Source organism: candidate division TA06 bacterium B3_TA06 (assembly GCA_005223075.1).
In the GTDB taxonomy this organism is placed as follows: domain Bacteria; phylum Hydrothermota; class Tepidihabitantia; order B3-TA06; family B3-TA06; genus B3-TA06.
In genome coordinates this window covers 145,661-159,501 of sequence record NJBO01000002.1, presented here as the reverse complement: position 1 = coordinate 159,501, position 13,841 = coordinate 145,661, and the positions used below count along the sequence as shown (strand labels likewise).

The window sequence follows — 13,841 nt, the reverse complement described above, 5'->3', positions numbered from 1 at the left end:
TGAGTGCAACTCGTCGCAAAAAAGCTGGTCAAAAGATGGTCAAAAGCTGGTCAAAAGTTGGACAAAAGTTGGACAAAAATGGGGCGATTTTGGGGTATTTTTGAGGGTTTTTGGGGTGAATCCCCTCCCCCCTTATCCCCCTTACCCGACGGGGGCACTTCGCCACCAGGGAGGGGGAGTTAATGGATCAGGATCACCTTTTGAGTGGTAGCTGACGCGTCACCCTCAATCCTGAAGAAATACACGCCAGGCGAGTGCCCCGCGCCAACGGGTATGAACGGTATGGGGTGGTGATTATTGATGCGTGCCTCCTTTGTTTTTGGTTGAGAGGACTGAAGGAGGGTGGGGATGTCAAGGGATTAGATTATTGCCAATCTTCTAGGTACTTCTCAATTTCGATTGGGGGGATTTTAATAATCTTACGTTTGTTCAAATTAAAATAGAGTTTTAAGTAATATGGTTTTTCCTCCATTGCACAATTAGCCCTGAAGGAAACAGCAGGATTAATCGTTTCTTTAGATTCAACTGGTCTTATTTTATACGATCGAATGTAAGTATCCCCAGTAGGCATGTGTTCTGTCGTATTGTCACTATAAAGCAAACATGGGGTTTTCTGTTTATTTAATAGTTGAACCCCATGGATAATTGGGAACTGTCCCTTCAATAAAGTCAATTGTATTTTCCATGCGATAACGTCTTCTCCTTTGCGTCTTCCGGTAGAATGATACTTAGAGGCTGCAGGAACTTGAACGCCGAATCGCGGCCTTATTTTGATTATGTCAAATAACCACGTCGAAACAAACACAAGTATTCCACCAACAATAGCGCCTGCTATCGTGCTCACAAGCAGTTCAACCATCATCATGGTTTCCTGGGTTTTGACTTCTCCAATAGTCGAAAAAGAAGATCAAGGAAGATAAGCATTTGCAGATTATCAATCTGATCGTTTAATGTTTCTGAATGATGGATGGCTAGATTCCGAATAAACTTAATAGCACCTAAGTATAAACAGTGAAAGCCTTCTTCGTGACTTTTTTCTTGGCAATATGGTGCAATTAGCTCACCTTCCTCAGGCTTGAAAGCTAATGAAGCTAACCCAACCCCTTTTACATCAGTAGGTGACCCCGTTTTGTTTCGGAGCAGGCGTTCTAGCAATCTTGCACCCTTAACCACACACTCTGCATATTCGCCATCTTCAAAGAGAGTCCTTATTTCTTCCCGAAGCTGCTCATGGAAAATCACGGAGTCCAGATCAACATCAAGTGGTTCCGTTTGTGAAGCCTTTAGTCTTTCGCAATAATTTTTGCCTTTTGGTGAAAGCTTGAACCAGTCCTTAGTGTAATTATTTATGGGAATAATATACCCTTTAGTTTGAAGTTCTTGCCAGTATGACCGGATTTCTTCTTTAGATGCTTCCACTTTATCGTACCCAAATTCAGGTGAAGAGCCACTACCTCGGATCACGTCTTTCAATGTTCCATCTATAATTCTATTGAGATTTACACCTTCTTCCGCTTCCTCAATGATACGAAAGACTTGAAGTTTCTGCTGTTTCGTTAAAGCCATGCTAACCTCCTATTTCCCCCAAATATACTCTTAAACTAAGGTTATGTCAACCCCTCTGAGATTGCTTCGTCCTTCCTCCCTGCGGTCGTCAGTCGCTCGTAATGACAATCCCCCTATGTCCCCCTTATTAAGGGGGAATTGAAGGGGGATCGCTTCATAGGAATCTTAATCCCCTTCTTCTTAGCCGCCTTCTTCGTCCTGCATCATAGTGACGCGCGACGGGTTACGGGTGTTCCTGGTTGGCGTTGTAGAAGCTGCGCACCCCGGACCAGGAGCCCCAACCCTCCTTAAAAGCCGCCACGTGCCAGTAGTAGGTGCTCTGACCGTTAAGCGGACTGGTCTCATACTCCAAATCCACCGTGTAGGACGTGGCGTCAACCGAGTCCTCGCTCAAGGCCGTGCTCGTAAAGTACTCGTCCGAGGCTATCTCAAGCTTGTAGTATGTTGCGTCCTCGACCGCGCTCCACGAGAACGTAACCTGGCTGCCTGAGATGGTGTCGCCGTCGGGTGGGTAAAGAAGGCCTGGTGCGTCAGGGCTTATCAGACAGGCAACCGTTGAGAAAATCAGCACAACGAATGCAGCGGCAAAGGCTTTCATCAAAAGCTTCCCCAAGACTTGCCTCCGCTGGTTATGGTAAACATCCAGGTCTCCGAGGCCTCGCCCCAGTTCTCGCCGTCTCCGGCGTAAACGTGCCAGTAGTACATCGTGATGCCTGTCTGGAAAATCTCAGTGTTTTGAATCTGGTAGGTGTTGTCTGTGAGGACTTCATCGAGGATAACACTTGCGAAGACCTGGTCTGTGGCGATCTCGAAGAGGTAGTTTTCGGCTTCAGGCACGGTTGACCAGGTGAAGGGCAGGTTGAGCAGGATTCCACCGTCCTCAGGGTAGATCAGTTCAGGAGGCGGTGGTCCTGCACATCCCAGGGATATTATAAGTAAGGGCACAATCGTGGCCACGAGGGCTATCTTTTTCATCTTTCACCTCTCAGTCTCTATGATTTTACTCGTGAGTCTAAGCGGATTTTTAGCCAGGTCAAGGGGATCGAAGCATGTTTTTTTTCCGCCTGGCGCGTTCAAGGTTTCGCTGAACATTGGCAAAGGTGGAGTCTACGGCAAGTATCTGTTCCCATATACGGATGGCTGTCTCGTAGTCCCCCGAAGTGTAGGCATTGGTAGCGCTTACGTTAAGCTGGCCAAGATCCTTGTGTTTGAGCCTTTCTTCCTTTTGCAAGCGGTTAAGGTAGCGTTGGGCTATGGGATTGGCGGGTTCCAAGGCAAGGATCCTATTGAAGGTTTCTGCCGCGAGCTCATAGCGTCTTGAATCGAAGTGCTCGATTGCTTCTACGAGCAGATCTGAGGTCCTTCTGTGGATGAGACTTGTGAGTTCCTCACGATGGGTATGGGCTCTTCTCTCTGTGGGATCGATCTTCAGCACCTGCTCCACCAACTCCAGAGCCTGGCGCAACGCACCCCCTTCACGTGCGGCGTAGGAGTCGAGCAGAAGGCTGTCTATCTTCTCATCGCGGCGTTCTGCGGCCAGATCCAGGAAGGGATCGATCTCCTCAATGTATGTGAAGCGCTCCTTGATCTCCTGCCAATAGGCGAGCGCCTCCTTGAAACGATCGTTGTGAAAGGCTTCCACACCTGCCTCGAATAGTCTAACTGCATCTTCGGGAAGTTGCCCCCTTGCAAGTATAGGTATCTGTTCCATTTCAAGCTGCATGTCGGTCCTTCCGGAGAGTGCAAGCGCATTGTCAGGGGCTAAAGAAAGCACGAACTCGTACTCACGCAGTGCATCCAGATACCCTTCCGTCTCACGGTAGGCACGGGCTGCATCAAGATGCAGGCTGACCTGTAGCTCCCGTTCTTTTGCCAGTGCCTCGTTGTAACCGGCCTGGGCCTCGGGGTTGTCAGGATACCACACCAGAGCAAGATCAAACTGCTGTAAGGCGTGTTGGTAATCCCGATTCAGCATGTCGCGTTTCCCATTCTCCACGAACGTCTGGGAGGTTTGTATCATGGCAATCATAAGAGGGTCTTCACGCTGCCTGGGAGGGAAAATTAGGTTTACCCCAATGTGGTGGGATAGACCGATTCCCGGTCTCAACACGGCACAGTAGGCAATCTGGAGATGTTTGAACTCAAGTGAGGCACCGGCCCCTATACGTGGACGCGTGCCGTATCCGCCGCCAGCGTGTAGGTGAAGGATCTTAAATAATACTCCACCTATCCCTGCCGATGCGTTAAACGATCCGTCAAAGGCGTAGGACAGGCCGGTCTGGATGTTTAAAGGTAGCGAAGGGTTCCACGCGGCGCCCAGTTGGACCCTACTTGGCAGTGGCGTGGCTTCGGTTGAGAGCTTTACAGACGGACCCAAATTGATTATGGAAAGTCCAACAGAAAATGGCTTCTTGTTAAAGCTTGCACCGAGCGATCCATGAAACCCTGCTGCTGAGTATTCATAGATGCGTTGTAGAAATACCCCTGCTTCAGCACCCAGAGCGAATCTTCCTATACCTCGCGCATACCTGATCACAAGGTCTGTATTGTATGCCGAAAAGGTCTCCGGATCGTCGTCAGGATCATCCCTATGCTCAAGATCCCACACATGAAAGCCGCTCGCGCCAATCCCCAGCGTGCCCCAGGTTTTGGGTAAGAGAAAATCAACGCGCTCCCTGCGCGTTGATGCAAACCACTCGGTATGTGCAAGGTGGACGCAAGGGTAAGGCTCCCTGACAGCGAGTGCCGGGTTGGCAAAAAACGCACCACACTCGTGAGAAGCTACCAATGCCTCCCCATAGAGTGCTGATATGGGTGAGGTGGGGATAAGGAACTCGCGCACACCCTGCGAAGGAACGCCCGCCATTAGAAGAAGAAAAAGCCTCATCTCACCACCGCGAACACCTTCTTGACTTTTGCTTTTTGTCCTTGATCATTGGTTGCCTGAAGCACGAAGATGTAAAGACCCACAGGCCACTGGGATACGTCGGTGGTGAATACTGAACGTTCTCCGCCCGGAGCAATCTCAATTGGATCAGGAGTCCACACCTCCTGCCCATCTATGGTAAATACCCGCAGGCTTGCCTCCACGTTCTCCCCGGGCGTAAAGTAGATACCCACTTGGCTGGAAGCCGGGTTGGGGGCGGCGAAGGCCTTCTCTTGGGGTAAAAGATCACCTGAGAGAAGAGGAAAACCAAAGGTGGTGGTTCCTAAGTTTCCGCCTTTGTCCCTGCCGGTTGCCGCGCCATCGATACGTCCTGCTGGGAAACCGGAAAGATGAACGTCTACCCTAAAGAACATAGAGTCATCCGGAATGGAAACGGATAGTTGACTATAGAAAGAGTCCTGTTCTGTAATCTGGGAGAAGGCCACCGCAAGACTGCGAAGCGGTTCGTTTGAGGTAACCTCAAGGGAAAGGGTGTCCCCGGTGTGAAGGTCGGTTGTATCGCTTAGGACAGCAAGATTCAATTCAGGTGGGTCAACATCATCGGTTACATACAATGTATCATCATTTTTTATACGTCCCCAGTTGTCGGAACCATCCATAGCCCTAAAGGACAAAAGGTAGGAACTATCTTTTTCAAAGGTATCAACGTCAAGATCGAAGGTATAGAGTTCCACCGGGGAGTTATAGGTTCCGTCAGCGAGTTCCATTTCATTCGTATCAGGGGAATCATCAATGAAGAAAACGCACCTTATCGGCACGCCTCCGCCGTTATCCTCATCCGTAGCTCGTGCCTGGATCTTTACTATCCTATGTCCACCGGTCGGGTTGGGGTCGATAACTACAAGGTCAATCACCGGCCCTTTAAGATCAGGCGCTTTACCTGTTCTGAAACTCCAGGAATAGGGGGCAGCAAGCCCATTACCTGCGAGGTCGGTTACAGATTGATGAACCGTCACGAATGTCTCGGTATTAGGGTCTAGAAGTTGGATGGGGTTAAGACGGTAGGTATATGGATTATGTTGTTCAACTTCAAATAGAAGGGGCGCATCTTGCTCGATCAGATAATTGGATTCATCCTCGGCCGAGCTAGGCAACATTGGTTCGCTGAACTCGACACGGATGGTAATATTCGTCGCTATGCCGATCTCACCATCCCTAGGGACCACTTTAACCACCCTGGGAGCGGTTACGTCAACCTTGAAGGGTATCCCTAACGTATCGTTTTGCTGGGACGGTATGGTATCGGTGTTCCCTGCTGTATCTTTCACTGTTAGCCGCCAGTAATGCCACATCTCCCCAAGGTTGGCGGCGGATTGGTAAAAGGTATCCTGGGTATCAAGCAGGCTGTCCGCTTTTTGGCCCAGGAAGTCATGACGATTCGAAACCTCCATGCTGTAGGAGGCTATCCCTGAAAGCGTATCAACCCCAGCACTCCACTCGTACCTTACAAAGGTGTCGTTCACATACGAGTAGACAGAAGGATGTATCAGCTCGATACTGTCCGGCGGATGAAAATCCAGCTTCAATGGTGCGTACCGCACCGGGGTGGAGACGTTGCCTACCGAGTCCACCGAGGAGAGAAAGAAGAAGCAGGAGTCACCTTCGAGATCCGTACTAACGGTCATGAAAGTATCAGAGGTTTCCACTTCATTGTCAGGGTATGCAAGAGTGTCCTTGCTCCATAGGGTACTGTAGCCTGCCAGGCCGCTTCCGTGAGGGTCATTGCCTGCTTTCCACTCAAATTCAACCTGATTGTCGTTGCTCCACACAAGGGTGTCGTGTGAGGTGCACTTAAGGTTGGACGGGGGCAGGGGAGGGGTTATATCCTCGTAGGCGTCTATTAGCACTGGCAGGGTGAAAGTATCGAGATGGATTGAATCCACAACCCCTGATCGCGGCCATTCTATCTTCAAGAGATAACCGGTAGTATCAGGTAAGGGGAAGCTTTTTTGCGGCGCATCCTGGCCGGCATGTCCTGAGCCTGCAGCTATCTCCCAGAAACCCCTGATCGTGTCACCTTCATAGAGCCTCAGAAGCGTTCCTGCCGCGATGGTGTTTGAAAGTCCATCCACCACATCCCTTCGTCCCACCAGGTTAACGATCAGTTTGTTGGTTCTTGATACAAGGCTCTTGTAAATGGCGTTGCCACCCACACCGACCACCACAGCGTCCATCCCATTCAGTGTGTCCAGATCGCCCAGAGCCACCGAGCGGGCCTCTTTTGTGCCGCAAGAGATCGTATCTTCCGGTTGAGAGATGAAATCAGGACCTTCATAGATGCGGTCCTCGATGCCGTAATTGATAAATAAGAGGTCCACCCCTGGCTTTCCGTCAAAATCACCTGCGGCCACCGCAACGCTGGGTTCTGTCTCCGTTCCGATAGCATGGATCGCGAATGCGGAATCGGGTTTAATCAGGATGTTCACCCCGGCCGAATCGGCCACCGCCAGCTCCAGTCTTCCGTCATTACCCCAATCAAACCAGCACAAGCCGCGCGGTGCCGTGACTTGAATCGTCGTATCCCGAACGAATTCGCCGGTGAGTGAACGGCGATAGAAACTTAACCTATCCAGCGAGGCTAAGGCAAAGTCCGCCCAGCCCGAGGAGTCGTAGTCCGCCCATGAGACGGCGAAGCCTGCCGGGAAGCTGTCGACCACAACAAAGGATGCATCCCCCTCATTGTGGTAAAGCCTTGAAGTGGCAGCGGCCACGAACAGATCAAGATTCCCGTCCGCATCGAAATCCACCAGGGCAGCGGCACGGCTGGACTCCACCGGGAAGTAGACTGTGATCTCCTGAAAAGTGATATCATCACCTTGATTTATGAGGAGAAAATCCTGCCCGGTTGTAGCAACGAAAAGATCAATGTCCGAGTCGTTATCCAGATCCCCTGCCAGGACCGCCCTGGCCGGGACCGGTGGATCAGGGTGAAGCTCCCTGCGCTGCTCGAACGTCATATCACCAAGGTTGCGGTAGTAGCCTATGCCCTGGTTTGATGCAATTATTACATCATATGCGCCGTCACGGTCCAGGTCCACGCAGGCCACACCGTAGCATTCCCCTCCGCCGAAGGCGTCTACCGGCTCAAAGAGTTGGCCCAACAAAAGCAAACCAAGAATGACCTGCATGATAGGAAAGGATAATCGCAGAATATCCTTTGTCAACTCCTACCTGGATTCCATTAGTCAGCCGGTATGGACTTGACAGCATTCAAGGAGTTTCTATCATTAGCCGTGCCACACCGATTAAACCTTTTCGCCTCTCCCGTGTCAAAAGGGTGATGAGGAGATGCAAGATCATGAGGTTATCGAGCGAGTCAAGAAGGGTAAAGCGGACCTTTTTGAGATACTCGTGCGGCGTTATGAAGGCAAACTGTTTGCCCTTGCCTGGAGGATGCTTCACAACCGTGCCGACGCCGATGATGCGGTCCAGGAGGCGTTCGTGAAGGCCTACCGATCTCTTAAGCGTTTTCGCGGTGAGGCCCGCTTCTCCACCTGGCTCTACCGGATTGCCTTAAACCACATCCTTAACCGTTTACGCAGGGGTTCAAGGATGCGCGAGGCTGACCTTGATCTGGAACGGATGCCAAGCATTTTAACTCCCTCGTATGCTACACGTCAAAAGGAACTCGAGGTCGCGGTGGCACGTGCTACAGACCAGCTTCCGCCCCGCCAGCGCGCCATCTTCCATATGAGATACGAAGAGGAGCATTCCCACGCGGAGATTGCCGAGATACTCGGAATCTCCGAGGGTGCGGTCAAGGCAAGCTACCATCATGCGGTGACAAAGCTTCGCAAGAGCCTGAAGGGTTTTGTCCCTCAAGGGGATAAAAAATGAATGCAGACCTATTTCGTGATAAACTGGTCGCCTACCTTGATGGGCAACTGAATGCCTCTGAACGCTCGGAGTTGGAGGAACATCTTGAGAAGTGTTATGGGTGTCGTAAGGAGCTTGAGACAATCAAGGCAGCCTTGGCACTAACCTCCGCAGATGCGCCGCCTCGATTTACCGGTATCGAATGGCAGACCTCTGCCCCTCGTCGCGTCCCCTGGTGGCGCTGGGTCTGGGTGCCGGTGGCAGCCGCAGCGGTGCTCCTTGCGATCATCTTTGGAGGGGACGCCGTCCTGAAACGTCCGGTTGCTCCGCAGGAGGGATGGGTGGTGGTTGAAGGAGACAGCCTTTCTGCCGATGAGGGGCTGGAGCTTGCCTTACTGCTTATCTCTGAGGATGAGGAGTTGATGCAAGGTCTGGAGAGTTATGAGGAGGCTTTCCCTACAGATATCTACACCGAGATTGATGAGTTAAACGAAGAGGAGAAGGCCGCTTTGATCTCCTTGCTTGAGGAGATGACCGAGGGCCTGGAAAGGAGTTAACGGATGAGACGTTTATTTATACTGATGGCTTTGGCTGTCGTCGTTGTCACGGCTCAGACAAGTGATGGTGCGGCAGATTCAGAAAAGGAGCTGGAGAGGATGCGAACAACCATGGAGGAGGCCAGGGTCGCAATGGAGGAAGCAAGGCCCGCACTAGAGGAAGCCAGAGCCGCACTGGAGGAAAAGAGGGCCGAATTCGAGAAAGCCAGGGCCGCAATGGCACCAACCTCGGAAAGGGCGCTGGAGATGATCCGGACCATGCGTATAATGCGTATGCGTGAGGGATTGAATCTGAGTGATGAACAGGTCGCTGCATTGCTGCCTAAGTTGAGCCAACGAGACTCCCTGGTCTTGAGCCATCGCAAAGCACAGGCCGCCGACTTCAAACTGCTCAAAGAGGAGCTTGCCAAACGAAACCCAAGTGAGTCCAAACTCAGCCAAATAATGGATCGCCTGAAGAAAAGAGAAGCAGAACACCATAAACAGATGAGGGAATTAAGGGACGAGATGCTATCCGTGCTCTCGGTAGAACAGCAAGCGAGATTCGTTATCTTCGAGGTGGAGTTTGAGCGGGGAATCCGAAGATTTATAGATGAGATAAGAGAGGACCATGGGAGAGGGGGACGGTCAAGATAGCAACGAATAAAAATCACCCCGAAGATTTGCGGCGATCCACAGACCGCCGCAAATCTTATTGTTGATTCTCTGCGGACAGGAGGGAGCGGTAGATGATCTTCCCTCTAAGCACCTGCTTTACGTAGCGTTGGGTCTCGTCGTAGGGTATGAGCTCAACGAACAGGGCGTCGTCTTGTGGCAGATACTCCAGCCAACGGTTCACCGCTCCGGGCCCTGCGTTGTAGGCCGCGATGTAGGTCACGTTACGGCCATTGAACCTGGCCTGCATCCTGCGAAGGAACTCGGCACCCAACCTGATGCTAACATGTGTCTCGTACAATGAATCCACGGCCACCGTTGTATCCATACCTCTAGCTGTAGAGTAGAGCAATTGGCAGAGCCCATACGCATTGGCAGGTGATTTTGCACGTGGATTGAACCAGCTCTCCTGCCGGGTCAGGGCAAGGAAGGTAACGGGATCGTCTATCTGACTTTGGATCTGAAACAGATAGACCGTTGGATACTGCAGCCTCAGCACCTCAATCGGTCGTGTATAGACGCCGCGCCTGCGGGCCTCAAGTAGCAGCCTTTCGATCCAATCTATCGCGATGTTATCTGCGCCCAGCTCTGAGAAACGCTCGGCCCAGTCAAGCATCACCGGCATCGGCGGGTTCTTTATTCCCCTGAGTTTGCTTGAGGCCTGGCTCATGAATCCTGCTTCAGCCAAAATCCAGGCCTGATTCTCGACTGCCGAGTCCCGGGGCGAGATTACGCGGATGGTGTCGCCAAGCTCGATGAACCAGTCTTCAAGAGGTGGGGTGTGATCCAGTTTTCCTCGCGCGGTCAGGGAGTAATACGAGAAGGGGTCATTCGCATCAAGCCGGGAGAGGAGGGCGGCTGCCGAATCAGGGGCAAGCCAGATGCGGAAGAAAAGTGAGATGTCTGAATCAAGCGGGACTCCTCCGGCCAGAGCCGAGCATGCCTTGGTGGTATCCCCTTCCGCAAGCCAGAGCACCAGGGCGCGGTGGCCTAACCCCTCATCTGAAAGCGCCCGCGCCCCTTCGGCTGCCAGCTCGGCCGCCTCGAGGTTCTTATCTTGCTCCTGCAGTAGGGTTGCCATTCGTTCCCATGCCTCCTGCCGATTCTTACGTGTTTTTGCATTCTCCCTAAGATCGGCAAGCACCTTTAACGCCTCGGCGTCCCTGCCCATTTTAGACTCCACCTTTGCCAGAAGAAACTTGGCCTCGTCTGATCGCATGTTCTTCAAAAGCTCGTACGCCTCCTCGTATCTCGTGAGACGGTAGAGAAGTTGTGCCCGCTCCCACTGGCAGGCCTTTCGTGAATATCCCTTGGCTTTGGCCTCGGCCTCTTCAAAGAGGGCAAGCGCCCTTTCTCGATCAATCCCCACGTAGGCCCTGGCTACGGCAAAGGTCTCTTCGGCATCTGCAGGGGTGATCTCCTTAGCTGCCTCTCTTGCGGCAGAAGACCAAGGTGCGGTGCGGATAAGCTGCATCTGGGTCCTGCGTTTCTTTTTAGCGTCACCCACCTCACCATAGAGTCGAACCAGAGCGGTCAGCCTTTCCGATTCCTTTGGAAGCCTTGCTATCGCTGCAGGGAGATCGCGCCAGGCCTTTTGCTCAAAGAGGAGCTCGACAAGCAGCCTTTTCTGTGGATTGGATGGGTACTTCAATTTTTTCAAAAGCACTACGGCGCTGTCCTTTTTGCCTATCTCAGCGTAAACCTCTGCCCGGCGGCCTCGTGCCACCTCACCAAACAGTCTTTCAGCCTCAGCGTAAAGTACCCCTGCCGAATCTTCAAGCCCCAGCCTTGTCGCGGCCTCGGCACGAAGCAGGGGAGAGGCGTCTGTGATTCCAAGTATCTCGGTAAAGTAACCTGCCCGCCAGTAGACAAGGCCCTTGTAGGACAGGGAGTCGAACCAAGGCGTTCCACGTAACGCCTCGGCCTGGACTACGCAGCTGTCCCACTCTCTACCTTCGTAGAAGACGCGGTAGAGCTTTACTCCGATCTCGGCGCGTTCCTCGTCGGTCTCCGAAAGCATCCACGCGTGACGGTAGAAATCTAAAGCCTCCCAGTAATGACCAAGGGCAAGGGTAGAGTCGCCCTTCAATGCCTGAAGCTGCCGGACGGTCATGGTTTCTTTCATCCCCCTGGGCATGCACCCGGTAAGAACTATCAGTATAAGGAAAATCCACAGAGGTTTAACGGTCAAGACCGACTCCTATCTCAGTATCCAAGGGTTCCTTGGTATTGAGTCCGGGCTGGAACCAGGTCTTGTTGTTGTTGGCAGGCTTGTCACGAGGATAGGTGTCCTTGCCCCCGCCGGTATCAAGGAATATTCCTGCACAGATCAGGCGGTCGCGCATCCCGCCGCGCTTGCCTATGTTGGCCAGCCCCAGGGTGGTCGCCGCGGTCACGTTATAGACATCATCACCTTCTCTATCCCAGAAGATGCCGATGCCTGAGGCGTTGCCGCCGCCCAAAGACAGGTTGGGGGCGTTGTACGTATCATCACCACTATCTTCAATCAGGTATCCTACCGTGAAATCGTGGCCTGCGCCCTGGGCCATGTTCTTGAAGGCCGAGTAGGTGTCGTTGCCTCGCACGTCGTTGAGGATACCCACCGCGAAGTGAGCGCCCGAGCCCTGAACGTACCAAACGCCGGAGTAGTTATCATCCCCTTCTTTATCGGTGAGCATCCCTACCCCGTACCAGTAGCCCGCTCCCTGGGCGAACACCCCGGCCTCGTAGGTATCGTTGCCCGAAGCGTCGGCCAGAACTCCGACGCCACCTGCCAGGGAGCGGCCGTCGGTGAAGTCGGCGCGCTTACCGAACCCGAACCCCTGGGCCATCGCGGCATTGTGCTCGGCAGACTGCGGCGAGGGGAAGGGCACAGAGTCGTTACGTGCCACGTATTGGTCATCTCCGGCAAGATCGAGGAGCAGTCCGCATCCCTTGGTGAAACCGTAGCCCTGAATGCCGCGGAAACCGCGGTAGGTGTCGTTTCCTGCCACGTCCACCAGAATCCCTGCACCGAACACCCCTGCACCCTGACAGTTGACGAAGCCCGCGTAATGATCGCTACCCTCGCGGTCGTAAAGAAGACCCAGACCGAACAGGCCGCCGCCCTGACCTGGACCGTTGGACTCGTAGACATCGTCGCCGCGCCAGTCTATAAGAATCCCTGCACCCAGCACGCCTGCGGCGATCGCAGGATCATATGATTCGTTAACGTAGCTGTCATTTCCATCCAGATCGATCACGATGCTCACCGGATGGCGGAAATCGGGATTGGCACCGGCTCTTTCGTAATACTCATCCCCTCCGGTCTCGATAAGAAGCAGATAGTCTCCATCATATTTGTCATCGCTTTCTCCTGCGATCTTTGCCGTCCCGTAAGGCGTCTCGATCTCGAAGCGAGGAAGGTCATCCCTGACAGAATCTATAAACGGCATCAGGGTATCAAGAACCATGGCTAAATCCTCAAGACCTGCGTAGAGAAGCGAGAACTCCACCTTGCCGATCGCTTCCTCAACGAAATAAACATCTTCGATGGTGATGGTGGTGTCGTCACCAACGTATCCCAAAGCTTTATCCCATAACCTTTCCTGCTCCTCTTCAGAGAGATAGCGGAATGCCAGGTCCCGCATCTCGATCGCTTGAGCTGAGGCTAAAAGGATTGTCGCCAATGCTTCTTCAACTTCGGGTGACATCGGGGGAAGCTCAAAGTCATACAGCACATCCTGGTTGCCAGCCACCTCCTTGAGCTGATCAAACGCGTAGAAGAACTTATCCTCCTCCTCGTCTAATTCCTCTTTCAGTGAGGTGTAAGGGTGCTCGATAAGGCCTCTGCGGACCGGGGCGTCCGTCCTCAGAGATGCAAAGAACACACCCTTGGCCAATCTGTCGCCGCCTTCAAAGAGCTGGTGCACGAACAGATGGTTGTAGTAAGGAATATCCAACGGACGATTAACCAATAAATCAAATATCTTCAATCGGTAAGGCCCGCCGCCGTAGAAATCCATTAGTGCTCTATCGAAGTGGACATCTTCTCTCGTTAATCCTCCTTTGGCTAAAACCTCGTCAATGGGGTCCTGCGCGGCCATCATCAAAGCCACACCCGTCAATATCAAACATGCGACACGCTTCACGCAAGCCTCCTTGTTTCGTGAATTCTAGAGAATAAGTTCCCGAAGTCAAGGATTTAAACCGCAGATTTCGCAGATTACACGGATTACTTGAATTAAAATCCTTATAGAAATCTGCGGTTAGCTTGACTTTAGCCGAGGTTCGACTAAGCTTACGCCTAGCGTCAAAAAAGG

Annotated in this window: 11 protein-coding genes; 3 read left to right on the top strand and 8 right to left on the bottom strand. The window is 52.5% G+C overall.

Annotated features, from left to right (window positions below):
• Positions 1–364 precede the first annotated feature (364 nt).
• The 6 genes from CEE36_02200 to CEE36_02175 form a co-directional block, all read right to left on the bottom strand.
• Positions 365–865 carry a hypothetical protein gene (locus tag CEE36_02200; protein TKJ43951.1) on the bottom strand — a complete coding sequence of 167 codons (501 nt, stop codon included), beginning with the start codon at positions 863–865 and terminating at the stop codon, positions 365–367.
• Entirely contained in the window at positions 862–1,566 is a 705-nt protein-coding gene (locus CEE36_02195; protein ID TKJ43950.1) for a TIGR02391 family protein, read from the bottom strand. Before CEE36_02195 ends, CEE36_02200 begins: the two co-directional genes overlap by 4 nt.
• A 223-nt stretch (positions 1,567–1,789) precedes the next feature.
• Positions 1,790–2,164, bottom strand: a complete 375-nt coding sequence (locus CEE36_02190; protein ID TKJ43949.1) for a hypothetical protein — start codon at positions 2,162–2,164, stop codon at positions 1,790–1,792.
• Complete coding sequence (locus CEE36_02185) at positions 2,164–2,541, bottom strand: hypothetical protein (protein ID TKJ43948.1); 378 nt, start codon at positions 2,539–2,541, stop codon at positions 2,164–2,166. The genes CEE36_02190 and CEE36_02185 overlap by 1 nt, the downstream gene beginning before the upstream one ends.
• A gap of 58 nt (positions 2,542–2,599) precedes the next feature.
• Positions 2,600–4,432 carry a hypothetical protein gene (locus CEE36_02180; GenBank protein ID TKJ43947.1) on the bottom strand — a complete coding sequence of 611 codons (1,833 nt, stop codon included), beginning with the start codon at positions 4,430–4,432 and terminating at the stop codon, positions 2,600–2,602.
• A gap of 17 nt (positions 4,433–4,449) precedes the next feature.
• Positions 4,450–7,641, bottom strand: coding sequence for a hypothetical protein (locus tag CEE36_02175; protein ID TKJ43946.1), 3,192 nt, complete (start codon positions 7,639–7,641; stop codon positions 4,450–4,452).
• 160 nt (positions 7,642–7,801) lie between these two features.
• Here CEE36_02175 and CEE36_02170 point away from each other — a divergent pair, with 160 nt between their 5' ends.
• From CEE36_02170 to CEE36_02160, 3 genes are read left to right on the top strand one after another with little or no spacing between them, the layout of a single operon-like run.
• Positions 7,802–8,350 carry an RNA polymerase subunit sigma-70 gene (locus tag CEE36_02170; GenBank protein TKJ43945.1) on the top strand — a complete coding sequence of 183 codons (549 nt, stop codon included), beginning with the start codon at positions 7,802–7,804 and terminating at the stop codon, positions 8,348–8,350.
• Positions 8,347–8,886 carry a hypothetical protein gene (locus CEE36_02165; GenBank protein ID TKJ43944.1) on the top strand — a complete coding sequence of 180 codons (540 nt, stop codon included), beginning with the start codon at positions 8,347–8,349 and terminating at the stop codon, positions 8,884–8,886. The genes CEE36_02170 and CEE36_02165 overlap by 4 nt, the downstream gene beginning before the upstream one ends.
• A 3-nt stretch (positions 8,887–8,889) precedes the next feature.
• On the top strand, positions 8,890–9,522 hold the full coding sequence (locus CEE36_02160) for a hypothetical protein (GenBank protein TKJ43943.1): 633 nt from the start codon (positions 8,890–8,892) through the stop codon (positions 9,520–9,522).
• Between the two features lie 55 nt (positions 9,523–9,577).
• Here CEE36_02160 and CEE36_02155 read toward each other — a convergent pair whose 3' ends face one another.
• Entirely contained in the window at positions 9,578–11,731 is a 2,154-nt protein-coding gene (locus CEE36_02155; protein ID TKJ43942.1) for a hypothetical protein, read from the bottom strand.
• Positions 11,721–13,670, bottom strand: a complete 1,950-nt coding sequence (locus CEE36_02150; protein TKJ43941.1) for a hypothetical protein — start codon at positions 13,668–13,670, stop codon at positions 11,721–11,723. Before CEE36_02150 ends, CEE36_02155 begins: the two co-directional genes overlap by 11 nt.
• Between the last annotated feature and the right edge of the window lie 171 nt (positions 13,671–13,841).